At 71.5% G+C, this 22,947-nt stretch carries 18 protein-coding genes; 11 read left to right on the forward strand and 7 right to left on the reverse strand.

Annotation, left to right across the window (positions count from 1 at the left end; translation table 11 throughout):
• From KBW98_RS20550 to KBW98_RS20595, 10 genes are all read left to right on the forward strand, one after another.
• The coding region (locus KBW98_RS20550) for a penicillin-binding transpeptidase domain-containing protein (protein WP_211522031.1) at nt 1–2,789 on the forward strand (2,789 nt) is incomplete at its 5' end.
• A 100-nt stretch (nt 2,790–2,889) separates the two neighbouring features.
• Entirely contained in the window at nt 2,890–4,212 is a 1,323-nt protein-coding gene (locus KBW98_RS20555) for a hypothetical protein (RefSeq protein ID WP_211522032.1), read from the forward strand.
• A complete protein-coding gene (locus tag KBW98_RS20560) occupies nt 4,203–4,745 on the forward strand; it encodes a hypothetical protein (RefSeq protein ID WP_211522033.1) in 543 nt (180 codons plus the stop codon). The genes KBW98_RS20555 and KBW98_RS20560 overlap by 10 nt, the downstream gene beginning before the upstream one ends.
• Complete coding sequence (locus KBW98_RS20565; RefSeq protein WP_211522034.1) at nt 4,745–5,833, forward strand: hypothetical protein; 1,089 nt, start codon at nt 4,745–4,747, stop codon at nt 5,831–5,833. The genes KBW98_RS20560 and KBW98_RS20565 overlap by 1 nt, the downstream gene beginning before the upstream one ends.
• A complete protein-coding gene (locus tag KBW98_RS20570) occupies nt 5,830–6,834 on the forward strand; it encodes a hypothetical protein (RefSeq protein ID WP_211522035.1) in 1,005 nt (334 codons plus the stop codon). The genes KBW98_RS20565 and KBW98_RS20570 overlap by 4 nt, the downstream gene beginning before the upstream one ends.
• Before the next feature lie 72 nt (nt 6,835–6,906).
• Entirely contained in the window at nt 6,907–8,913 is a 2,007-nt protein-coding gene (locus tag KBW98_RS20575) for a hypothetical protein (protein WP_211522036.1), read from the forward strand.
• Nucleotides 8,914–8,916: 3 nt separating this feature from the next.
• Complete coding sequence (locus KBW98_RS20580) at nt 8,917–11,139, forward strand: bifunctional serine/threonine-protein kinase/formylglycine-generating enzyme family protein (protein WP_211522037.1); 2,223 nt, start codon at nt 8,917–8,919, stop codon at nt 11,137–11,139.
• A 19-nt stretch (nt 11,140–11,158) separates the two neighbouring features.
• The gene (locus tag KBW98_RS20585) at nt 11,159–11,932 is read left to right on the forward strand and encodes a hypothetical protein (protein ID WP_211522038.1); all 774 of its coding nucleotides are present in this window, start codon (nt 11,159–11,161) and stop codon (nt 11,930–11,932) included.
• Nucleotides 11,933–12,018: 86 nt separating this feature from the next.
• Nucleotides 12,019–12,909, forward strand: a complete 891-nt coding sequence (locus tag KBW98_RS20590; RefSeq protein ID WP_211522039.1) for a pirin family protein — start codon at nt 12,019–12,021, stop codon at nt 12,907–12,909.
• 113 nt (nt 12,910–13,022) lie between these two features.
• Complete coding sequence (locus tag KBW98_RS20595) at nt 13,023–14,111, forward strand: S41 family peptidase (RefSeq protein ID WP_211522040.1); 1,089 nt, start codon at nt 13,023–13,025, stop codon at nt 14,109–14,111.
• Nucleotides 14,112–14,178: 67 nt separating this feature from the next.
• Here KBW98_RS20595 and KBW98_RS20600 read toward each other — a convergent pair whose 3' ends face one another.
• From KBW98_RS20600 to KBW98_RS20615, 4 genes are all read right to left on the reverse strand, one after another.
• The gene (locus tag KBW98_RS20600) at nt 14,179–14,586 is read right to left on the reverse strand and encodes a hypothetical protein (protein WP_211522041.1); all 408 of its coding nucleotides are present in this window, start codon (nt 14,584–14,586) and stop codon (nt 14,179–14,181) included.
• A 385-nt stretch (nt 14,587–14,971) separates the two neighbouring features.
• On the reverse strand, nt 14,972–16,486 hold the full coding sequence (locus KBW98_RS20605; protein ID WP_211522042.1) for an FHA domain-containing protein: 1,515 nt from the start codon (nt 16,484–16,486) through the stop codon (nt 14,972–14,974).
• Nucleotides 16,487–16,604: 118 nt separating this feature from the next.
• A complete protein-coding gene (locus KBW98_RS20610; protein ID WP_211522043.1) occupies nt 16,605–17,588 on the reverse strand; it encodes a protein phosphatase in 984 nt (327 codons plus the stop codon).
• Between the two features lie 62 nt (nt 17,589–17,650).
• The gene (locus KBW98_RS20615) at nt 17,651–18,955 is read right to left on the reverse strand and encodes an MFS transporter (protein WP_229429329.1); all 1,305 of its coding nucleotides are present in this window, start codon (nt 18,953–18,955) and stop codon (nt 17,651–17,653) included.
• A 60-nt stretch (nt 18,956–19,015) separates the two neighbouring features.
• Here KBW98_RS20615 and KBW98_RS20620 point away from each other — a divergent pair, with 60 nt between their 5' ends.
• A complete protein-coding gene (locus KBW98_RS20620; protein WP_211522044.1) occupies nt 19,016–19,483 on the forward strand; it encodes a GNAT family N-acetyltransferase in 468 nt (155 codons plus the stop codon).
• Between the two features lie 168 nt (nt 19,484–19,651).
• On the opposite strand, the gene KBW98_RS20625 is transcribed toward KBW98_RS20620, so the two are convergent.
• From KBW98_RS20625 to KBW98_RS20635, 3 genes are all read right to left on the reverse strand, one after another.
• Entirely contained in the window at nt 19,652–20,089 is a 438-nt protein-coding gene (locus tag KBW98_RS20625) for an SH3 domain-containing protein (RefSeq protein WP_211522045.1), read from the reverse strand.
• An 8-nt stretch (nt 20,090–20,097) separates the two neighbouring features.
• Nucleotides 20,098–21,654: a hypothetical protein gene (locus KBW98_RS20630; protein WP_211522046.1), complete on the reverse strand. Its 1,557-nt coding sequence runs from the start codon at nt 21,652–21,654 to the stop codon at nt 20,098–20,100.
• The coding region (locus KBW98_RS20635) for an FtsW/RodA/SpoVE family cell cycle protein (RefSeq protein ID WP_211522047.1) at nt 21,624–22,947 on the reverse strand (1,324 nt) is incomplete at its 5' end. The genes KBW98_RS20630 and KBW98_RS20635, both read right to left, overlap by 31 nt.

Below are 22,947 nucleotides of genomic sequence, written 5' to 3' on the forward strand. Positions count from 1 at the left end.
TCCAGCATGGCGGCGCCGCACTGGTGCTGGCCGCAGGCGCGCGCGCCGAGCCGCCGCTGCGCATCGACTTGTGCACCCAGATGCTCGATCCGGCCCGCCCGGCGCTGCTGCCGCTGCGGATCGGCTATTCCTTGCCCGAGGCGGCGGCGCTGGCCCGGGCAGGCGGCGCGGCGCCGCGCAATGTGCTGCTGGGCGCCGGCCTGCCGCAGATTACCGTGACGGGCAAGGCGCCCCATGGCCTGAAACTGGCCTGGAGCGCCGCCGCGCCCGCCGCCTGGATCGGTGACGCCGCCCGAGGCATGGCCCAGCGTGGAGCACAGGGCGAGGCGCCGCTGGGCCGCAGCGGGTGGCTGGCCTGGCAAGGCGAAGCGCTGCGCTTCACGCAGCGGCCGAGCCGCGCCTGCCCGCAGGCCGGCGAACTGCTGGTGCAGCGCTACCGGCCGGATGCGTCCGTCGCCGGCCCGGCCCTGGTCCAGGCCTATCCGGCGGACGGCGAGGCGCTGACCCTGCGCCTAGGCCCAGGCAGCCACCTGGTGCCGGCCGCGCCGGCGCCCGGGATGGAAGACCAGGCCTTGTTCGAGCAGCTGCGCGCGCGCGGGCTGCTGCGGCTCAGCAAGGGCGGCCTGGTGGAACTGGCGCCGCGCGACCTGGCCGCCTGGCAGGCGGCGGATTCCGGCGCGCGGGCGCCGCTGCCGGGCTGGGAGCGCCTGCATCTCGACGACGGCGACCGTGTCCTGCTGGGGCGCCTGTACGGCCGCGCCGACGGCGCCTATGTACGCGAGCAGGTGCGGGTGTTCAACAGCGAGCGCCGGCTGGTGGCCTGGCGCGTGCGCCCCGGCAGCACCACGGACTGGCAGGCCAGCCTGGCGGATGCGCCCGTGCCGGCCGCCGAGGGCTTGCCGGTGGCGGCGATGCGCCTGTTCGCCCGCCTGCCGGAAGGCTGGATGCCCTGGAACCGGGTGGCGGGTTGGGACGCCGGCCGCTCCGGCGGCCACGCGCGCCTGAGCGCCCCGGCCCTGCACGCTCCCACCGAGCTGCTGCTGGCCGGGCGCCTGCTCAAGGTCGAGGGCGCGCGCGCCAGCGTGAGCGCCGCCTGCGACGGCCGCGCCTGCGCTGACGGCGAGATGGTCCAGCACCTGCTGCTAACGCCCGAGCCGGGCGCCGGCAAGGTCATCTTGGACATCGCGCCGCTCGACCTGTCGCGCCTGAGCGGCGGCGCCGATGCCGCCTACCGCCACCTGCGCCTCGAAGACGGCCGCCTTGCCTGGCATGCGCTGTCCGGCGCGGCGGCGGGGCGGACGGGCGCCGGTGCACCGGCGCTGGTTCGGCTGAGCGACCGCCATGGCGCCCTGTTGTGGGAAGATGGCCGGCCTGCGGTGGATGCGGGACTGGGTCCGCTGCTGGGCGTGCACCGCCTGCACGGCAGCAGCGTCGCCGGCATGCTGGCGCGCCTGGGCGGCGGCCGGCATCAGGCCAGCTTGAGCCTGGACCTGGCGCTGCAGGCCCGGGCCCAGGCGGCGCTCGACTGTGTCGGCATGCGCCAGGGACGCTGGGACGGCAAGGCCTGCAGCGGCGGGCACGCGGCCCCGGCCGGACGCCAGGCGGGCCTGGTGCTGCTCGACGCCGAACGCGGCGACATCCTGGCCGCAGCCTCCGGCGGCGCCGGCAAGGCCGACCCGGCGCACTGGCCGGAGCTGCGCGATTTCGACCGCGCCGATCCGGCGCGCAGCCCCTTGCGCATCCCGGCTTTCCAGCATGACGGCGGCGCGCACCGGGCCCCGGGCTCGACCTTCAAGGTGGTCAGCGCCCTGGGCCTGGAGCAGGCCGCCCGCGGCGATGCCCGCCTCGACAACTTGCTGTCGGGAATGCCACTAGCCGATATCGACCGGCTGGCGCGCGAGGGCGGCTACGGTTTCCGCGCCGCCAGCGCCGTTTATCCAGCGTCAAGCCACGGCGCCCACGTCACCAATTTCCGCGAACAGCTAGGCAGCGCGCGCGCCGACGGCGGGCGCCTGGGCCTGGAGCAGGCGCTGGCCTTCAGTGTGAATACCTGGTTCGCCTGGACCGGGGAATTGAGCGACCGCAGCCTGCTGGGCCTGCCCGAGGGCGGGGTACCCGGCGTGCGCGCCCTCGATGTGGAGGCCCTGGACGCGGTGCGCCCCATCGCCGGCATGGCGCGGCGCCTGGGCTTCGGCAGCGCCGTGCGCCTGGACGGCGGCCTGCTGCCGCCCGACTACCGCTGGGCCGAGTGGGACGCCTTGCAGGCCAGCGCCTCCGCCATCGATCCGGTCCTGACCCGGCACGAGCTGCGCCAGATGGCGATCGGGCTGCGCATGCAGGCCACGCCCCTGCAGATGGCGCTGGTGGCCGCCGCCGTCGGCGAAGGCCGAACCGTGACGCCGCGCCTGCTGCTGGAACTGGACGGCCGCGCCGCCAAGGAGGTCCGGGGCGAAGCGCTCGGCTTGCGCCTGGACCGGGTCCGGGCCGGCATGAAGGGCGTGATCGACCGCGGCACCGCCGCCGGCGCCTTCCGCGGCCCCGAGTTCGCACGCCTGCGCCCCGGCCTGTTCGGCAAGACCGGCACCGCCCCGGCCGGGCCGGACGGCCTGGCGACGGTCTGGTTCATGGGCTGGCTGGAGCCTGGCAGCCTGCCAGGCCAGACCCGGCGCCTGGCCTTCGCCGCCTTCGTCAGCCACTCGGACGCCACCGGCGGCGGCCATGCCGCGCCCGCCGTCGCGGCCCTGTTGCGCGCCATGGAGGCGCAGTCGCGGGAACAGAAGGGGAAATAGCCGCTTTCTGCGCGCCTCGAAGATGTGTTTGTATGGCATCATCTGTTTCAGTCCGCCAGTGTATGTCGCCGGGCGGGATTGAATCGAGGACGAGGTAGGTATGCGTTTACCGGGAACCCGGTATCAGGAGCATGGTTGGGAACAGGTCCGCAAGCTGCTGGGACAATGTTCCCTGCAGGCATTCGCCCGTGCTTCCTCGCCCCTCGATCCCGCGCTGCTGCTCGAACCGGATGGCGCCACCGCGCTGTCGCTCTATGTCGACGCCGTGGCGCGCGCCATTCATGCCAGCGGCGGGCGCGGCGCGGCTGCCGGCAACAGCTACGGCGACACGGTGGCCGAGCTGGCCCTGGTCCTGGTCTACGAACTCCAGGCCCGTCCCGCCGACTGGGATGCGCTGTGCGCGGCCGTGGCGGGCGAACATGCGCGCCTGGGGCGCTTCTGGGAGCAGCCCGGCGGCGAAGCGCAGCTGCGCAAGAAATTCAACGATTTATACGCCGTCCTGCGCGACAAGGTCGACAGCGACAACTACCAGGCGGCCTGCGGCCGCCCCTGCAGCCCGAACCGCATGTATGCCTACCGCATGCTGGACACCGCCTTCCACGAGATCGCGCGCCTGTTCGAGGGCTGGCGCGAGCACGCCGCGCAGGTCGGCGCCATCCTCGGGCGCGAGCTCGACGCGATGCCGATCGAGGCGCGCCGGCTGCGTTCCATCGCCGACTGCCGTCCCGAATGGGTGCTGCGCTGGAGCGAAAGCCTGGAAGCCTTCGGCGGCGCGCCGGGTCCCCTGCATACCCGCTCCAAGCGCTTCGCCAGCCTCAAGGCCAGTCCGGACAAGATCGGCGCCATGCTGCGCGAGATCGGCGACTACGAACAGATTTCCAGCAACCGCGATCGCGACTGGCTGCAGGACGCCGGCGAGGCCACGGCCTGGCTGGACGACTACTGGCGCGTGCTGGGCGAGTCGGAACAGGCCAGCACCCCGGGCCCGGACCTCATCCTCGAACTGCGCCAGGACGAGCTGGATACCGCGGAACCGGCCGAAGTGACCCATGATGCGCCCGTGGAAACGGACGAGGGCGACCCGCTGCGCCTGGCCGCCGCGGCGCAGGCGGTTTCTCTTCCCCCCAGCTACATCCAGGCAGCAGCCGGCGCGCAGCAGCGCGGAAGCTGGGCGGTGCGCTCCATGGCCGATGATTCGCTGCCGGTGCGCCTGGCGGTCTACCTGAAGCTGCTCGGGCCCTTCGACGACAGCTATCCGGCCGAGTGGCTGGACCCGGCCACCGGCGAGTTGCCCACGATGCAGCAGCTGGCGGGCCTGGACGGGATTTCGCTGCCGACCCTGCGCAAGCGCCGCGACACGGCGATCGCGCGCCTGCAAGGGGCGCTGTCGAAGGCGGATAAGGAGAACGGAGAATGGACATGACGGAACTGGAGCGCAGGCTGCAGGCGCAGCTGCTGGCGGGACAGCGGATCGAGGGCGACCGCCTGGTGCTGGACGATGCCGTACTGCGCGCGGCGCTCGACGGCAGCAGACCCTTGCGGCCGGCCGAACGCGCCGCGCTGCAAGGCTCGCCCTTGACCCTGCGGCGCTTCCGGCGCCTGGCCGGCGAAGCCCGCGCCGCCTGGCAGGGCAGCCGCGGCCTGCTGCGCGCCGCCGACAGCGGCGCCGCGCTGGAGCTACTGGCCACGGACGACGGCATGTGGCGCCTGCACTTCGCGGGCGCCCAGGTGATCCTGCAGCTCGATCTGCAGGCGGCGCGCGCGGCGCGGCTGCTGGCCGGGCATGAATCGATGAAGGTGATGGTGAAGGACGGCGCGGGTTCGCTCGTGCTCGAAGGGGTCTTGGACGCCGACGGTGAATGCGAGGGGCCCTGGCCCTTCGCCGCGCCGCCGGCGCAGCATTTTCAGCGGCATGGGGCGGTCTTCACTGTGGAGCCGGCCCGGGAAGGACTTTGATGTTCGGTTCGTTGTTCAAGCATTCGCTGCGGCGCCCGCTGCGGCAGGTCGAATTCTCCTGCGCCAGCCTGGGCGTGAGCGCCATCGCCTTGCCGGCGCCCGGCGGCTGTACCGTGCCGCCGCGCTGCGCGGCGGTGCTGGTGGACCGGGGAGGGCGCACGCGCCGCCTCGGCGAGGGCGCACGGCTGGCCCTGATCGAGGGAGAAAGCGCCTGGGCCGTGCATCCCGGCCCGTATACCTGCGAGCTGGTGCCGTTTGCCGCCAGCCCCGAAATCGGCCTGCGGATGAGCTTTGCCATCGACGCCAGCGACCCGCGCGCCACCCAGCAGCGCTTCGACCTGTTCCTGGCCAGCGAGGCCCATGGGCCGGTGGGCCTGGAAGCCTTCGCCATGATGCTGGAACACGCGCTGCAGCACGAGCTGGCGCAGGGCAACCTGGAACTCCCGCCCTGCACCACGCTGGAGGAGTGGAACGCCTTCCGCTCCGGCTTCAACCAGCTGATGTACACGCGCTTCGGCGTGACCGTGGACGACTGCGTGCCGGTCGACCTGGCCGCCTCGCACGCAGGTGCCCACGACTATCCGCAGCTGCTGGAGGCGCGCCTGGCCGCCAGCGGCGCCGCGCCGGCGGCCATTCCCGCGCCGCTGGTCGTTCACGAGGAAGCCTTCGACCCGGCCTGCGAGGACGCGCGCGCGCTGCGCCGCCTGTTCCTGGAACTGCCTTGCCTGATGTGCTCCCTGCGCATGGCGGTGCTGCCGGCCGACCAGTCGCAGTTCCGCCAGCACCAGGAACTGCTGCGCCGGCTCGACCTGGTCAGCCTGGGAGTCGGCACCATGCCGGCACTGGAGCTGGCCGCGCCCAACCAGGCCCTGGAAGGCGGCGAGCAGCTGCGCCGCGCGCGTCACAGCCGCCGGGCGGCCGTCGCGCTCGACGAAGCCTGGGCCCTGCTGGCGCGCCTGAAGCAGGCCGGCGACGTCACGCCGGCGCCGCTGTTCGACGAGGCCGACCGCATCGTCAGCAACCTGGAAGCCGACACCGCGGCGCGGCGCGCCGTGCGCATCGAGGAGATCGACGAGGTGGCGCCATGAGCGGCGGCATCGACAGCGCCGTGGTGCGCAGCGTCGATCCGCGCGGCGGATTCCTGAGCGTTACCGCGACGCGCCGCCCGCGCGCCGGCCGCGCCGACGTCAAGTGCAGCGTGCCCGATGCGCCCGATGTGGCGCGGCGCATGCAGCAGGCGGTGCGCCTGGCGCGCCACACCGAGGCGCGCGCCGACAGCCGCGACCAGGTGGTGCTGGGCCTCGACCGCGCACCGGCGGAAGGAAGCCGCGACTGGGAGCTGGCGGCCGTGCTGGCCGACCGCATCGTGCGCGGGCTGTGGGCGCCCAAGCAGCCTGTGATCGCCAACGGCTGGTCCGACGCCTGGCACCTGGGTCGCGTCGACGGCTGCGCCCTGGCGCAGCTCCCCGAAGGCGCGATTGCCGGAGGACCGCAAGGCCTGGCCCACCTGGGCGCGCTGCTCGGCCAGCCCGATCCCGCCATCGGCGTGGCCAGCGCGCGCGCCTGGTTCCCGCTGCACAGCGGCGGCGAGCAGGACAGCCTGGGCTGGGTCGAGGTCAGCCTGCGTCCGTTCGCGCATGCCGCGGCGGACGAGGAGGGCGCGGTGGCTGCGCCGCAACTCGACGCCGCCCGGCAGGCGCAGGTGCGCGCCGTGCTGGCCGCCAGCCGCCATTTCGACGGCCGCGGCCAGGGGCAATGGCGCACCACGGTGCGTTTCGGCGAGCCGCGCTTCCAGGGCGATTCCTACGAACTGGCCCTGGTCTTGGCCGACCGCATGGCGCGCGGGCGCGAATTCCTGGCGCGCGGGCGGGTCATCGCGACCGGCCGTTCCTCTGCCTGGCATGCCGGCCGGGTGGAGGCGGTGGATGGGCTGGCGCCGAAGTGCGCCCTGATCCTGCGCGAACTCGCCGCGGGCGACCGGGTCCTGCTGCCGCGCGAATGGGAAGCGGCACTGCCGCCCGGCCTGCGCGAGGACGCGCGGGCACGCGGCGCCAGCCTGGCCTGCGTCGAGCGAATCGGGATCATTTGACCGGCCCCGGCCTGCTAGAATCGGCCGGTGGGTGTTGTAGAGCAGACATCAAGTAGAGAAGTGGAGTCGGATATGTTCCAGATGTTCGGAGTAAAAGGCGCCGGCTGCCCGCGCTGCGAGCGCAAGAATGGCGGCGACGCCCGCTATTGCGCCGGCTGCGGCCTGATCCTCGGCGCCCCGCGCAACGCCCCGGTGCTGCGCGAGAACCGCTGGGTGGCCGGCCCCGACGAACTGGCCGTGTTCTTCGGCGTACGCGAACTCTCGGGGCTGTTCGTCAAGACGCTGCGGGTGCCGGCCACGGCGCGCGCCTTCATCCTGCAGGGCGACAAGGCGACCGAGGTGCCCCAGGGCGAGTACGAGATCGAAGGCTTCTTCACGCGCCTGAACCACCTGCTGCGCGACCAGCACGCCGAGATCCTCGTGACCCGCACCGGCGCGCTGCCGGTGCGTTTCGAGTTCGGCGACGTGCACACCGCCGAGCACCTGCCCGTGTCCGCGCGCTTCACGGTCAGCATCAGGATCGAGAACGTGCCGCCCTTCGCGCGCCACTTCATGACCATGCCGGGCACCATCGGCGAAGCCGAGCTGCGCGAGCTGCTGGCGCATCCGGTGCGCCAGCTGGCGGCGGAATTCGTCGGCGCGCGCTCGATCCGCGAAATGGCCGGCAACCGCGAACTGCGCGAGCAGCTGGACGAGCGCCTGCAGGGCGGCCTCAAGCTGCTGCTGGCCGAATACGGCCTCGCGGTGACGGCGGTCGACACCCTGGAACTGCGCCACGACAAGTTCGACGCCAACCGCGCCCGGGTCGGCAGCCTGTGGCTGGCGGCGGACGAGAAGCACGTGCAGATCCAGCACGCGCGCCACCTCGACGAACTTTACACGGCGGAGGAATGGAACCGCATCGCCCGCGCCGAGCAGGAGCTGAAGCTGCGCCAGCGCCGCGCAGAGCTGCGCCAGGACGAGGCGATCGCCAAAGCCGAACTCTCGCTGCAGGGCGCCGACCGCGCGCATGGCGTGCGGGCGCGCCAGATCGAGCTGTACGGGCGCATCCTGGAAGCGCAGTCGCGCGAACAGGCGATCCGCAACGGCGCTGCCGAAGTCCTGGCCGAGCTGGAGCACGAGCGGGCGCAGAAAAGCGCGGCGCGCGCCGACGAAGCCGCCGAATGGCAGCACCTGCGCGCGCTGGCCCAGGTGCGCATGCGCGCCGAACTGGAAGCGGCGCGCCAGGAGGCGGTGCAGGCGCGCCAGCTGGCGCAGCAGCGCTTTTCGCAGCAATTGCTGCAGCAGCAGATCCGCAACAAGATCGAGCAGGCGCGCCAGATCGAAGACGCCGCGCGCCAGCACGCCGAGCTCACCCGCCTGCGCCAGGACGAAGCCGAGGCCGCGCGCCGCGTGCGCGACATCGACGAGGCGGAACACGTGGCGCGCCACCAGGCGCTGCTGCTGGCCAACGCCGCCCACCGCCGCGAAGCCGAGCGCCTGCAGGAATGGGAAGACGAGCAGGCGCGCCAGCGCATCGGCGACGCGCGCCGCGGCGCCGGCCAGGCCGACGCCCTGGCCCAGCATGAAAAACTGCTGCGCACCATCGAGGCCGACGCCCGCCTGGCCGAAGTCCAGGACCTGCCGCGCGCCTTCGAGCGCGCCCACGAACTGGAACTGGCGCGCATGGAGATCGCGCGCGGCGAATCGCTGGCGGCGATGGACGACACCGCCAAACTGGCCGTGGCCGCGGCGCCCAACGCCGCGCTGCTGAACGACTTCATGAAGACCCGGGTGCACGCCAACATGGATGCGGACCAGCTGGCCGCGCTATCGAGCGGCAAGCTGTCGCCCGCCGAGGCGCAGGCCCTGGTGCGCGAGGAACAGGCGCGGCGCGAGGCCGAAGTGGACAAGGACCGGCGCCACCAGCTGGACCTGCTGGCGCTGCAGAACGACGTGAACAAGGCGGCGCTGGCCGCGCAGGCCGGCCTGGGCGCCGCGCTGGCGCCGGCTGGCGGGCGCCAGTGCGTCCACGGCCACCCGGCGCGCGGCGAGGACCGCTTCTGCCCGGCCTGCGGCGCGGCGCTGGCCCTTGCCTGAACGATGCAGACGGCCATCGACAAGATCCGCGAACTGCGCGCCCTGCACGAGGACGGCCTGCTGAGCCGTCACGAGTTCGACCTGCGCAAGAACGCGATCCTCGACGCCGAGTATGCCCCTGAGCCGGAGGGAGTGCAGCCGCTGCAGGAAGCGCCGGTACGGCCCGGCACCGAGATCGGCCTGATGGTGGGGCAGGAGCTGGGACCGCCGAACCGCCGCTACCGCCTGGAACGCCTGATCGCGCATGGCGGCATGGGCCAGGTGTGGCAAGCCACCGACCTGGCCACCCACGCCGAGCTGGGACACAGCGCCCAGGTGGCGCTGAAGATCCTGCCGCCCCAGGCGACCCAGGCCGCGAGCCAGGCCAAGCTCCTGATCCAGGAAGCCACCCGCGCGCGCCGCCTGGCGCACGAACACATCGTGCGGGTCTACGAATGGGCCCGGGACCCGGCCACCGCCAGCCATTTCGTCATCATGGAATACCTCGAGGGCGAGGACCTCGACAGCCTGCTGGCGCGCGAGGGACGGCTGGACTGGCCGCGCGTGCAAGGCTTGCTGCGGCCGGTGGCGCAGGCCCTGGACTACGCCTGGGACAAGCACCGCCTGGTGCACCGCGACATCAAGCCGGGCAATGTGTTCGTCACCGGCAAGGGCGAGGTCAAGCTGCTCGACTTCGGGATCGCGGCGCGCGCCCGCGCCTCCGGCGGCGCGGCAATGCTGGAAGCGCCGGCGCTGTCCGGCACCGCCGGCTACCGCGCGCCCGAGGCCGCCGATCCGGAGCGCCAGCCGCAGCCCGGGCTCGACGTGTACGCCGTGTCGGTGATGATCTACCAGATGCTGGAGGGCGAGCTGCCTGCCGGCCCGGCGGCCCGTGCGCCGCGCGCCCTGCGCCCGCGCCAGTGGACCGCGCTGCGGTCGGGATTCGCACGCGATCCCGCCGCACGGCCCGCGAACGTATGGGCGCTGCTGGAGGCGATCGAACTCGGCGCCGGACCGACCGAGGAAGAACAGGCGGCGCGCATGGCGGCGCGTCGCGCTGCCGAAGAACTGACCGCGCGCGAGCTGGCCGCGCGCCGCAAGGCCGAAGCCGACGCGGCGGCGGCCGCCCAGGCCCTGATCGAGCGCCAGCGCCGCGAGCTGCAGCGCGAACAGCAGCGCCGCGAGCGTGCGGCCGCCGAGGAGGCGCGCGCCGCACGCAAGGAGGCCCTGCGCCAGCAGTTGCTGGCCAAGCGCGCCGAGGAGGCGGCCAAGGCGAAGGCGGCCCAGGACGAAGCGGAACGCAAGGCCGCCCAGGCAAAGGCGGCCGCGGCCTACCTGCTCGAACAGAAGCGGGCGCGCGAAGAACAGGCCGCGCGCACGGCCGCCGAGCTGCAGGCCATGCTGCCGACGCCGGCCAGCCCGGTCGCCGACAGCCACGGCCTGCTGCGCGATGCCTTCCTGGACGGCGCCGGCGAAGGGCCGGCCCTGGTCCTGATTCCGACCGGTCGCTTCCAGATGGGCTCTCCCGAGCACGAGCGCCGCATCGCGATGGCGGCCGGCGCGCAGAAGAACTGGCTGGCGCGCGAGACGCCCCAGCACTGGGTCGGCATCGAGAAACCCTTCGCCATGGGCCGCTATCCGGTGACGGTGGGCGAGTGGCGCGCCTTCGTGCTGGCCACCGGCTGGCAGCCGGGCGGCGAGGTCGACTGGGCCGCACCGGGCTTCCCGCAGACCGACGAGCACCCGGTGGTGGGCGTCACCTGGTTCGACGCCCTGAAGTACGTGGCCTGGCTGAGCGCGGCGACCGGCAAGCGCTATCGCCTGCCGAGCGAAGCGGAATGGGAATACGCCTGCCGCGCCGGCACCCACACCGCCTTCCATGTGGGCGACACCATCTCCACCGACCAGGCCAACTACGACGGCACCTTCACCTACAACGGCGGACCGCGCGGCGAATACCGGCGCGGCACCACGCCGGCCGGCATGTTCGCTCCCAACCCCTGGGGCCTGCACGACATGCACGGCAATGTCTGGGAATGGGTGCAGGACGTGGTGCACGAGAACTACGAGGGCGCGCCCGTCGACGGCAGCGCCTGGGAACTGGGCGGCGACCAGGCCCGCCGCATCCTGCGCGGCGGCTCCTGGCTCTATAATCCGCGCTACCTGCGTTCGGCGCTGCGCAACGGCTTCTCGGCCGCGCTGTCGAACGACATCGTCGGCTTGCGCGTGGTGCGCGAGCTGGTCTGACCATCCTCGAGGAGACACGATGCGCCTGATTGCCCTGGGGGCGCTCGCCTTCGCCTGCCACATCCAGACCGCCGCCGCTGCGGGACCCTCCGACACGATCGCGTTGTTCGACAAGGAGCGCGCCCGTCCGGTGCCGGTGGCGCTCTACTTCCCCGCATCGCATCCGGACTGCACGCCGGCGCGTCCCTGTCCGGTGGCGCTGCTCAGTCCAGGCTACGGCAACAGCCATCTCGAATACGGTTTCCTGTCCGAGCGCCTGGCGCGCCTGGGCTACCTGGTGGCCGCCATCGGCCAGGAGGCGCCGGGCGACGCCAGGCTGGACCCGCAGGGCGACATGGTGCGCCAGCGGGCCGAGATGGCGCGCCGCGGCGCCACGACGATCCGTTTCGTGCATGGCGAGCTGGCGCAGAAGCTGCGCGGCTACGACTGGCAGCGGGTGGTGCTGGCAGGGCATTCGATGGGTGGAGACAGCTCGGCCTTGCTGGCCTCGACCGACCCGGCCGGCATCGCGGCCGTGGTCACGCTGGACAACCGCCGCGCTGCGCTGCCGCGTTCAAGCGCGATCCGGGTGCTGTCGCTACGCGCCGCGGATACCGGCGCCGACCCGGGCGTGCTGCCGGACGCGGAGGAAAGGCGCCGCTACCAGTCATGCATCCTGGACCTTGCGGCCTCACGTCACAACGACATGTATGACGGCGGTCCGCCGGCGCTCAAGGATGCCATCGGCGGCGCGGTCGAGCGCTTCCTGCGCCTCGATGCGGCGCGACGGCCCGCGTTCGCCTGCGCGCAGTAAGGCGAAGGTCTGGGCCGAAGGCGGGAAGCCGGCGCCGTGGTTCTGGTGTAGAGTAAGGCATTGCTTTTTTCACCACGGGAACCGAGATGGCCATTGCACACCTGTTCAAATCGCACGACAAGGACCTGGGCGGCGGCTTCACCGTGCGCCGCATCCTGCCGGCGGCCGCGCGCCAGTCGGTAGGGCCCTTCCTGTTCTTCGACCACATGGGCCCGGTCGAGGCCCAGCCGGGCTCGCGCCACGATGTGCGTCCGCACCCGCACATCGGCCTGGCCACCGTGACCTACCTGTTCGAAGGCGCGATCATGCACCGCGACAGCCTGGGCACCGAGCAGCGCATCGAACCGGGCGCCATCAACTGGATGACGGCCGGCAGCGGCATCGTGCATTCCGAGCGCACGCCGGACGACCTGCTCGACAAGCCGCGCCGCACCCATGGCCTGCAGCTGTGGGCCGCGCTGCCGCGCGAGCACGAGGAAGCCCCGGCCGCCTTCAGCCACACGCCGGCCAGCGAGATTCCCGAGATCCGCTTCGAAGGCGGACAGGTGAGGGTGCTGGTCGGCAGCGCCTTCGGCCATACCTCGCCGGTGCCGACCTTCAGCCAGACCCTGTACCTGGACGTCCAGCTCGATCCGGGCGCGGAAATCGTCCTCGACAACTTGCCGGAAGAGACGGCCTTCTACGCACCCTTCGGCGCCATCGCCATCGACGGCGAGGAAGTCGGCCACAACACCATGGCCATGGCCGAGCCGGGCATGGCGGTGCGGGTGAGCTCGCAGGACGGCGCGCGCTTCGTGGTGATCGGCGGCGCGCCGCTGGACGGGCGCCGCTTCATTTTCTGGAACTTCGTGTCCTCCAGCCGCGACCGCATCGAGCAGGCTGCGCGCGACTGGGAAGCGCAGCGCTTCGTCCCGGTTCCCGGCGACGACGAGCGGATTCCGCTGCCGCAGTGGCCGCCCGCCTGGCGGCGCGACTGAGGCCTATCCGATTTCTTTTGGTGCTATTGAAATTTTGCAACCTTTCTCTACATGAGGTGAACGGGTGGGATGTCCTGCTCGGACAAGCGGAGTGACCGCACCTCGAGGGAACAATGAGAATATTGCAGAGCATCCTGGGCGCCTGCCTTGCCGCGTTGCTGGCGACTTCGCCGGCTTACGCGCAAGCGCCCGAGCCGGCGCAGCAGGCCGACATGCGGATGAACGCCGAGAGCCGCCGGCAGCTGATCGACAGCCTGGTCAAGGAGCTCAAGGACAGCTATGTCTTTCCGGAGAGGGCAAGGCAGGCCGAGGCCGCGCTGCGCGCCCGGCAACAGCGCGGCGCCTACGACGGCATTGCCAGCGCGCAGGCATTGTCGGAAGCCTTGACCCGGGAGCTGCAGGCGGCCACGAACGACCGCCACCTGCGCGTCAGCTATAGCGCACAGGCGCTGCCGGTCAGGGCACCTGCCAGTGCGCCGTCGCCGGAAGCCATGGCCGGCAAGCTGGCGATGATGCGCTCGGAGAACTTCGGCGTCAGGAGGATCGAGCACCTCCCGTTCAACATCGGTTACCTGGAGCTGAACGGCTTTTTCTCGGCAAAGGATGCGGGCGAGACGATCGCGGCCGCGATGCGGGTGCTGGCCCACACCGACGCCCTGATCATCGATTTGCGCGAGAACCTCGGAGGCGACGCCGCCACCGTGAAGCTGCTGGCCGGCTACCTGTTCGACCAGCCGGTGCGCCTGAACGATTTCAGCTATCTCAGGGGCGAGCGCCTCGAGCAGCGCTGGAGCGCGGCGGTGGCGCCGGACCTGCGCTATGGCCAGAAGAAAGACGTCCTCATCCTGACCAGCAAGGAGACCTTCTCGGCGGCGGAAGATTTCAGCTACGCCCTCAAGAACCTCAAGCGCGCGACCGTGGTCGGCGAGACCACCGGCGGCGGCGCGCATCCCGGCGACGACCGCCGACTGTCGCCGCATTTCAGCGTCTTCATGCCGCTGGGCCGTCCGATCAGCCCGGTCACGCAGTCGAATTGGGAAGGCGTCGGCGTGACGCCCGATATCATTGTTCCGGCGAAAGAAGCATTCAGGACGGCGCAGCTGAGCATCCTCAAGAAGATGGCGGCGGTGGAGCAGGATGCCGGGCGGCTCGCCTACCTGAACAAGCGCATGGTGGAGCTTGGCGCTGCGAAGGCACACTAAGCCGAGTCCAGGCATGCTTCGCCCATGAGCATGGGACGCCGAACTGCCGACCGGCTCTGCGGTCAGATTACGTGTCCCCGGATTGCGTTCGGCGGATTACCAGCGCATGCGCTACCAGCATGAGAACCGCGCCAATGCACGCGCTTGCAACAGGGAGGGCCGCAATCTTGAGGACCGTCGATATGGAAGGAAAGCCCCAAGAGCCGCCAGCGGATGCGATGGCCAGGGTAAAGAAGGTAATGGGTGTTACGTAGACCACAAGCTGTGGGAGACCTGCTTGGCCGACAAGGCAGACGGGAAGGAATAGCAGCGCGGATTTGACGATGCTGTCCAGCCACGATGCCAGCTTGAACTGCAGCAGTCCGTGAAATGGAATGACTGGATAGGCCAAGGTCAAATAAACCATCGACAGCAACAAACCGCAGGCGAATGCGGTAAGGAATCGCGCCAGCCAACGCAAGCCGCTTGTCTTCATGTGTTCGCTCCAGGCAGTGAGTGGATGGCCAACTATGGAGCAAACAGATTCCGCCTGGAAGCGCATCGCGTCCCGGTATTGGCGCGCGCAACTACGGGTATCGATTCGTGGACATCGGAGGGCGCTCAAACAGGCAGGCTGAATGGTACGTGACACACTATTTCGAGGCTAGCGCGCGTTTTTTTCGCGACAGGAGTAAGCTGGAACAACCGACCGGATTTTCCTGCCGGTGTTTCCTTCTCTGCTGAAAGGATGCGCCATGAAAATTCCTGAACATCTCCAGGTTCCCGCCATCGTCTTTGCCTTGCAAGCCGCGCTGCTGGCTGGCGCCGCGCTGATCTTCCTGGTGCTGCGCCCGTCCGGCGTGTAACCCCGGGCCGACCGCTCAGGCGTGGTAGATGGGGGCCAGGACGCGGCTCCGGCGCTCGCCGGCGCCGCGGCGGTCGACGCGCGTGTCCGGATAGGCGTTGGCAGTAAACCTTGCCCGCTGGCCCAGGCCGCCAAGACGCTCGCCCTCCATGGCGGGAGCGAGCGCTGTGTCCTTGCCGCTCGCCTGGTCGCGCAGCCAGAAGCCGCCGTCGCGGTGGAACAGCAGCGGCAGGGCGCTCGCGCGCGGCAGGCAGGCGCCGGGGGACGTGGCTGGTTCCTGCTCCGGCGCCATGAGGTAGAAGCATTCCGCCTGTGCGCCGCCATCCAGCCGGTGCAGGACGAGGGCGTGCGCCGTCACGGCCGTCACTTCCAGGCTCACGATGCCTTTGATGCTGGCCGTCAGTTCGATGCGCATGCCGGGGCGCAGGGCCACCGGCGTGTGCTTCCCTGGCCAGACGCCGTCGACCAGCAGGCCGTAGCGCGATACATCCTCGATTTCCCAGCCCAGGCGGCCGCGCCGGACTACCGCATGGCGGCCCGAGATGCGGCGCGTGAGCCCGCCGTGGTCTTCGCCGTGCTCGCCGTAATGCGCCAGCAACAGGTCGGCCTCCGGCGCCAGGGTTTCGAAACGTCCCAGCACGCATTCGTCGAGCGCGAACAGGCGCACGTGGCGCTGGGTGGCCGAGTCCGCTTCCGCATGGACCAGGCAGGCGCTGTCCGCCGCGCAGGGATGGGGTGTGGCGCTGGCCGGCAGGTCGATCTCGATCAGGTCCTCGTCCCACGCGATGGTGGAAAAGCCGAGGTCGATCTTGCCGGTCTGGGCTTCCAGGTTGACCTGGGCGATCGAGGCATTGCGGGCCGTCACGTCGATGTCCAGCCGTCCGCCGCCGGGAGCGTTGACACGCGCGATGCCGGCGTCGTCCGCCATGACGCGCACGTTCTTGTGGGTGGCCAGGAAGGCCTGGTGGATCTCGCCCAGGCTGGCGTCCTGGCGCGGCACCAGGATCACCGGCGAGCAGGTCCAGGTGCGGGCAGCCTCGGGTGATTGCGGGTGGCGGCTGTGCAGCTCGACCTCGATCCGGTACTGGCCATGCTCGAGGCCGCGCGAGGAGAATTCCAGGAACAGCGGGCGCCAGTCGCCGCGCGAGGTGCGCTGGAAGGCATAGCGTTCGCCCCCGTGCAGGCGCAGGCTCGAGCGCACCAGCATCCGCACCTCGGGCGCGCAATCCATGGGCATGCCGCGCAGCTCCAGGCGGATCGCCTGGCGGCCGCCGGCGGCGCGCGGGTCGAAGCCGCTGATGTGCAGTTGCGGGCGCTGCAGCACGGGCGCCGCACGTTCGCCGGCCACGGCCGCGCTGCGGCTGCGCAGGGCGGAGATGGCGTCGAAGCTGGACGGCAGGCCGCCCGGCGCCGGCGCCGCAGGAGCAGGGCCGGCCTCGGCCGGCTGCGCATGTCCGTGCGCGCACACCGCATCGCCGGGCAGGACCCAGACGGTGCAGTGCGGATGATCGGGATTGCGGCAGCGGTTCATTGATGAGCTGGGCGGAAGCGCATGGATCGTTCAGTCGGCAATATTGCTAGCTTACGCTGTTTTGGCGGCCTGTGGCGCGGCGACTAAGTTGATTAACAACATTATTTTCTTTAAGTAACTATCCATCCGCTTCGGGCAGCGCAGTCTCGTCCGCATGGCGCGGCAGCGGCGACGGAAGCAAGGACGGGAGCAAAACCAGGGCGGTCAGGTTGTCCGGCAGCAGGCCGGGTGGCGGATCGTGCTCGATGGCGCCGAACAGCCGCTCCACGATCCCGGCCGCGTCCCGGCAACCGGCGAGCAGCTGCGGCCAGCCGCCGACAAACAGGTCGGGCTGCGCGCAGGACCAGAAGCCATCGGTGGCCAGCAGGTAGGCGCGGTTCGGGCGCAGGGCGAGGGCGCGGCGGTCGGGCATGGCGGACAGCCAGGCCGGCAGCCGCTCCGGCGTGAGCGGGTACAGGGCGTCGGACAGCCGGGCCGGATCGGTGAAAGCGTTGCCAAGGATGAAAGCCTGGGCGATCTGGGGGGCATGCCGGCCATGCACCTGGCGCCGCCAGCCCGCTTCGTCCAGCCGGCCGGCCATGGCCGCAGCCGTCGCCGGGACGTGGTCGACGGTCAGCGCATGAGCGCCGTCGGGCGCCAGTTCGTACAGGCGCGAATCGCCCACGTGGTACAGCAAGGCGTCGCCGTCCAGGGGCAGTTCGAGCAGGGTCAGCGTGGTCCCGGGACGGGGCAGGCCATCGTCCACCAGGAAACGGTGCTGCAGTTCGGCATGCAGGGCGTCGAGCCGGAAGGCCAGTTCGCCGGCGCCGGTGCAGGGCGGCACGGCGAGCAGGGCGGCGGCGACGGCTTCCGCCGCCTCGCGCCCGTGGCCGTGGCCGCCCATGCCGTCGAGCACCGCAACCCGTGCATGGCCCTGGGGCCAGCCCGCGACCGTGACCCGGCGCGCTTGCCCGCCGTGCAGGTGGCAGGCCTGGCCGCCGCCATCGATGACGACGAAGTTATCCTGGTTCTCGGGACGGGCGGCAGGGCCGTAGCCCGTATGGCTGGCGACCGCGGCGTCGAAGCGCGGACCGAGGTGGAAGGCGAGGATGGATGGCGGCATCGGCAAGGTAGATGGACTGACCTTGCTACTTTACTACGGCGCGCCCGCTTTCAAAGCTTCGATTAGATGGGGTGTTTGCGGCCGCCGGTGGCCAGCACCAGGGCATTGACCACCACGCAGGCGCCGGCGGCGGCCAGGGCCACGCGCACGCCCCAGGCGTCGGCGACCCGGCCCCAGAACAGGCTGCCCGCAACATAGCCGCCCGACATCACGAACAGGTAGATCGAGAGGGTACGCGCGCGCACCTCGGCCGGGAAGGACAGCTGGGCCGCGGCGTTGAGGGTCGAGACCGTGGCCGACCAGGCCATGCCGCCGCACACGATCAGGGGCATCAGGACCATGGGCGAGCGGATGAAGGGCATGGCCAGCAACATGGCGCCGTAAACCAACAGGGCGCCGGCCAGCACGCCGGTCTTGTCGACCCGCGCCCGCACTTGCGGCAGGAAGAAGGCGGCGATGACGGCGCCGCCGCCCAGGCAGCCCATCAGGGTGCCGTAGACCCCCGAATTCATGCGCAGCACGTCGCGCACGAACACCGGCAGCAGGCTGGCGAAGGCGATGGTGGCGAAGAACACCGAGCACACGTTGCGCAGGATGCGGCGGTAGCGCGCGCAGCCGATGGCGCAGCGCAGGCCGTGACGGAAGCGTTCGCGGAAGTCCTCGCGCACCGCGGCCTGCGGCGCGCGCTCGCGCCACCACAGCCAGTAGACGGCCAGCAGGCCGGCGAAGGACATCGCGTTGGCCAGGAACAGGGCGCCCGGGCCGATCCAGCCGAACAGCAATCCGCCCAGGGCCGGGCCGATCACGGCCGACAGGTTGTAGGAAAGGTTGTTGAGGGTGGCGGCCGCCTCGACCTCGTCGGGCTCGACCAGGCTTGACAGGGCCGCCTGCCAGGCCGGCCAGATGAAGGCGGTGCCGATCCCGAGGCAGAAGGTGATCGCCAGCACCGGCCCGCTGGCGATCTGCCCTGTCCAGACCAGCAGCGCCATGGCGCCCGCGCAGCAGGCCATGTACAGGTTGCAGAAGAACAGGAATTTCGGACGGTGCACGGCGTCGGCCACCACGCCGGCGAACAGGGCGAACAGGAGGATCGGCACATAGGTGGCGGTCTGGACCAGCGAGGTGATCGCGGCCGACTTCGACAGCGAGGCCACCAGCCAGGCCGAGGCGAAGGTCTGGATCCAGGTTCCCATGTTGGACACCAGGTTGGCCAGCCAGATGCTGCGGTAGCGCGGGTGGCGCAGCGGACGGGTCAGGGGCACCTTGCGGCGCGGCGCGGCGGCGGTCTGCGGAGAGCTCAGGCTGGCATGGGACATGGTCCGGCCAGTGTAGACGTGCTCGGCGGCACGGGTCAATGAAATTGCCATGCGGCAACTCAAATCTGTGGTATGTTGGCGCTTCCAGCACTCGCTGACCAAAAAGAGACCATGGAAATCCGACCGCTTGTCACCGCCGACATCCCGGCCGTGTCCGCGCTGCTGCGCGAACTGGCCAAGGAGTACATCGTCCATGAATCGCCGCCGGAAGGCGCGTCGACCTTCCTCGCGGAGAACGACGAGATGGGCGTACGCGGTTTCCTGGCGCGCGGCCATGTCTATCACGTGGCGTTGGTCGACGGCCAGCTGGCCGGCTTCGTCGCCGTGCGCGACCGCAGCCACCTGTTCCACCTGTTCGTTGGCAAGCGCTGGCACCGGCGCGGCATCGCGCGCCGCCTGTGGGAAGTGGCCCGCGACGCGGCCCTGGCCGAGGGCGGCGAAGGCGCCTTCACGGTCAATTCCTCCAACTACGCGGTGCCGGTGTACGAGGCCTTCGGCTTCGTGCGGGTGGCGCCGACCCAGTGCGCCAAGGGGCTGTACTTCAACCCCATGCGCTATCCGGCGCCGGACGAGTCCTAGGGCTGGTCCGGCATTCCCAGAAGTCCATTCCACCGCCGCCGGAGCCCCGGCACCGACCGCGTCCGCCCGGACCTGGCGGCGCTCGCCGTCGCGCCTGTCCGATGCGCCCGCGCCGCGTCCCGGTTCGGCGTCGGCCCGTTCCAGCTGCGACAGTAGCAGGCCGGCCACCTAGCGATGCTCGTCGGCGCGGCGCAGCCACAGGCTGCTGGCCCAGCCTTCCTGGCGCACCCCGTCGACCTGCGCACTCACCTGCCACCAGTCGCCTTCGCGGCGGCCGGTCGCGACCACCCGGCTGCCTGCCGGCACGACGGCCAGGCGCCGTGCGTCGGTGCCGGTGGCGGCGCGCAGGTTCAGCGCATCGTGGGCGCGGTAGGCTGCGCCGGCGATCGGGGCGGCGGGCAATACAGCCAGGGCCGCGGGTGCGGCGTGCCGGTCCGGGGCGCCAGCCATCATGTAAAGCGAGGTGCCGAGGACCGCGGTGCCGGCCGCCAGGGCGCCGCCCGCGCGCAAATTGGGCCGGCGCCACCAGGCGCGCGGCGTCAGGTAGGCGCAGGCCCAGAGCGAGAGCAGCAGGCCGGCGCCGAAGGCGAGGAGAACGGTGGCCATGCCTGCCCTCAGGCGTCGAAGCGCAGCACGTAGTGGCCGGCCACCAGGTGATGGCCGGGCGGGACCAGGTAGGGCTGCTCGGCGGTCGCTTCCTCGATCTGGGCGACCAGCCGCAGTTGCTCGTCCAGGTGGTACAAGGCCTGGCTGCTCGAGAGGCGCGCCACGCGCAGGCCGCCGGCATCCGCTTCCCAGCTGAAGGCGTTGCGCGATAGGCCAAGGCGGTCGGCGCTGCCGGCCGCGCCCTCGGGCTGGCGCAGGAACTGGGGCGTGTCGAGCATGCGCAGCGCCGCCAGCGACGGCATGCCGCGCCCGAAATTCATGCGCGTGCCGGGCAGGGCTTGCTGGACCGGTCCTTCGGGCAGCACCAGCAGCGCGGCATAGCGCTCGGCCAGCGCGCCGGGCGCGGCCAGCAGGCGGATGTCGGCGTTCTCCAGCGGCGCGAAGTTCGCGGGCACGGCGATGCGCTGGCTGCCGGCGGCGGTGATCGCATGCAGTTCGTCGGCCTCGTCGACTGCGAAGCGGATCACGTTGTCCTTGCCGGGCGCGGCAGGCAGCAGCCGGGTGTCGAGGCCGACTTCCAGCGCCTGGGCGCCGGTGTCGCGGTAGCGGCTCAGGCGCGGCAGTGCCAGCGCCGCCAGGGTGATGCGGTGGCGCGCCACCGGGGCATAGGTGGCGTCGGCAAGCTCGGGCTGCGCCCTGGCGGCCGGCGGGTGGGCGGCGGCGAGCGGCATCGCGGTCATGTCGGCCTGGACCAGCGCGCCGCGCGGCTTCCAGACCGCCGGCGGGCGTTGCGGCTGGGCGCTTGGCGGGGCGGCGGGCCGCGGCGGCGCCGGCACCGTGGTGCTTGCCGCGCTGCGGCTGATCTTGAGCAGCAGGCGCGCGCCGGTATTGCCCTTGGCGCGCAGGACGTAGTAGCCATTGGCGGCGTCGAAGCTGCACGCGAAGGCATCCTTGGGCCGTACCTGCAGTTCGACCGGCGCGCCCGGCTCGTCGTTCACCAGCAGCAGGCCGCCTTCCGGCCCGAAGGGCCAGCCGGGAACCGCGTAGGTGGCACTGGCGGCATCCATGCCGACCAGGGTCAGGCGCTGGTTCGGATAGATCGCGCACACCGGGCGCCAGACCGCGCTGTCGGTCGAGGCGCTGACCGTGTACAGCACCTGTTCCCCCGGCGCCGGCAGGTAGACCGCATGGCCGAACTTCACCTTCACTTCGCCCGGCGCCACGCCGTCCGTGCCGACCACGTGGTAGCGCACCTCGTCGCCGTTCAGCAGGTCGGCGAAGTCCTTCTGGTGCAGGGCCGCCAGCGATTGCGCGAGGTCGCGCACGCGGGCGCCGCGGGTCAGGTGGCGGTCGTCGTCGACCTCGTCCTGCGGCAGCATCAGGGTCACGTGCGAGAAGCAGCGCGTCGCCGCGCGGCCGCGCTGCTCGCGCGGGCTGCGCTCCAGGAGGTCGCGCAGCAGCGGGCGGCGCGCGAACAGCGCCAGGCCCGGCGCCTGCCACAGGGCTTCGGCGTTGAACACATCGCTGACCTTGGCTAGGACTTCGTGTTGGACATAGACCGGCATGATTGACTCTCCTCGTGAAATTGGACGCTCGCCATGCCGAACGCTAGCAGGGGGCAGATGAAAAACAGCAGGTGCGAGCCGCCCGACGACAGGAAGCTCATGGGCTGGCCCATGATCGGGAACATCGCCAGGTTGGTGCCCCAGGACAGCAGCAGGTGGCCGGCGACGAAGGCCGCGCCGCCGCACAGGGCGAAGCACTGGAAGCGTCCAAGCCAGGCGCGGCGGAAGTCGCCGGCCTCGCACGCGCGCCGCCATGCCTGGGCCGCGGTGCGCAGCAGCGCCGCCAGGAACAGTGCCTGGACGCTCCACAGGGCCAGGGCCGCGGCCAGGCCGTGGCGGTGCAGCAGCCAGGAGGGCGCGAAATCGTCCTGCACCGCGGGAATCGCGAGCGCCTCGCCGGCCGGCTGGCCGAGGGCGTCCAAGCCGAGCGCGCCGCCGGCGCCGAACCAGCCGCCCTGGGCCACGGCGCGCAGGCCAAGCAGCATCTGCTGGCCGGTGTGCGGATGCAGGCCGGGATCGCTCCAGACCTGGAAGCGTTCCGGATAGAATCCGGCCTCGCCCAGGGCGCCGGCCGAGCGCTGCAGCGCCGCGCCGCCTAGCAGCGCCACGCAGGCCACGCCGCCGAGCAGCCAGGCCGCGCCCTTGCGGCCGCTGGCGCAGCACCAGGCCAGCGCCATCGCGCCCGCCCATACCAGCAGCAGGACCAGCGGCGAATAATCGTCGACCCGCACCAGCGCCGCCGCCAGCAGGAAGACGAACAGCAGCACCGGCGCCGCCATGCGCAGCCAGAAGCGCCAGTCGCGCTTGCCGGCGCCGGCAGCGCCCGCATCGGCGGCCAGGGCCAGGCAATGCGCGCTGAGGGCCGCCAGCGCCAGCTTGGCGAATTCCACCGGCTGCAGCTCGAACACGCCGGTCTCGTCGCCCAGCCATACCTGCGCCAGCAAAGCGGCGAGGGCGGCCCCGGCCAGCACGAGCAGCAGGCGTTCGGTGAGCGGGCGCGACACGGCGCCCCTGGCGAACCCGGAGAACAGCAGCAGGCCGAGCGGCAGGCCAAGCGCCAGCAGGGCGGCCGTGTTCTGGAAGTGCCGCAGCCAGGCGGTGTCGCGCGCGCCCAGTCCCATGTCCAGCTGCACCAGCAGCCCCGCGCCCAGCAGCACGGCGGCGCTCAGCGCCAGCAGGTGGGGACGGCGGGTCCAGGCCAGCGCCAGCAGCAGCGCACTCCAGGCCAGCAGCATCGAGACACCGGGGCCGGGCGGCGCCACGCTGCGCTGGGTGACCAGCACCAGCATCGCC

The organism is Massilia sp. ST3 (genome assembly GCF_018119405.1).
Lineage (GTDB): Bacteria > Pseudomonadota > Gammaproteobacteria > Burkholderiales > Burkholderiaceae_D > Telluria.

What these genes read in the sequence shown, in the direction of transcription:
- KBW98_RS20555 (WP_211522032.1), top strand. Translation starts at nt 2,890, where the DNA reads ATGCGTTTACCGGGAACCCGGTATCAGGAGCATGGTTGGGAACAGGTC.
- KBW98_RS20560 (WP_211522033.1), top strand. Translation starts at nt 4,203, where the DNA reads ATGGACATGACGGAACTGGAGCGCAGGCTGCAGGCGCAGCTGCTGGCG.
- KBW98_RS20565 (WP_211522034.1), top strand. Translation starts at nt 4,745, where the DNA reads ATGTTCGGTTCGTTGTTCAAGCATTCGCTGCGGCGCCCGCTGCGGCAG.
- KBW98_RS20570 (WP_211522035.1), top strand. Translation starts at nt 5,830, where the DNA reads ATGAGCGGCGGCATCGACAGCGCCGTGGTGCGCAGCGTCGATCCGCGC.
- KBW98_RS20575 (WP_211522036.1), top strand. Translation starts at nt 6,907, where the DNA reads ATGTTCCAGATGTTCGGAGTAAAAGGCGCCGGCTGCCCGCGCTGCGAG.
- KBW98_RS20580 (WP_211522037.1), top strand. Translation starts at nt 8,917, where the DNA reads ATGCAGACGGCCATCGACAAGATCCGCGAACTGCGCGCCCTGCACGAG.
- KBW98_RS20585 (WP_211522038.1), top strand. Translation starts at nt 11,159, where the DNA reads ATGCGCCTGATTGCCCTGGGGGCGCTCGCCTTCGCCTGCCACATCCAG.
- KBW98_RS20590 (WP_211522039.1), top strand. Translation starts at nt 12,019, where the DNA reads ATGGCCATTGCACACCTGTTCAAATCGCACGACAAGGACCTGGGCGGC.
- KBW98_RS20595 (WP_211522040.1), top strand. Translation starts at nt 13,023, where the DNA reads ATGAGAATATTGCAGAGCATCCTGGGCGCCTGCCTTGCCGCGTTGCTG.
- KBW98_RS20600 (WP_211522041.1), bottom strand. Translation starts at nt 14,586, where the DNA reads ATGAAGACAAGCGGCTTGCGTTGGCTGGCGCGATTCCTTACCGCATTC.
- KBW98_RS20605 (WP_211522042.1), bottom strand. Translation starts at nt 16,486, where the DNA reads ATGAACCGCTGCCGCAATCCCGATCATCCGCACTGCACCGTCTGGGTC.
- KBW98_RS20610 (WP_211522043.1), bottom strand. Translation starts at nt 17,588, where the DNA reads ATGCCGCCATCCATCCTCGCCTTCCACCTCGGTCCGCGCTTCGACGCC.
- KBW98_RS20615 (WP_229429329.1), bottom strand. Translation starts at nt 18,955, where the DNA reads ATGGCAATTTCATTGACCCGTGCCGCCGAGCACGTCTACACTGGCCGG.
- KBW98_RS20620 (WP_211522044.1), top strand. Translation starts at nt 19,016, where the DNA reads ATGGAAATCCGACCGCTTGTCACCGCCGACATCCCGGCCGTGTCCGCG.
- KBW98_RS20625 (WP_211522045.1), bottom strand. Translation starts at nt 20,089, where the DNA reads ATGGCCACCGTTCTCCTCGCCTTCGGCGCCGGCCTGCTGCTCTCGCTC.
- KBW98_RS20630 (WP_211522046.1), bottom strand. Translation starts at nt 21,654, where the DNA reads ATGCCGGTCTATGTCCAACACGAAGTCCTAGCCAAGGTCAGCGATGTG.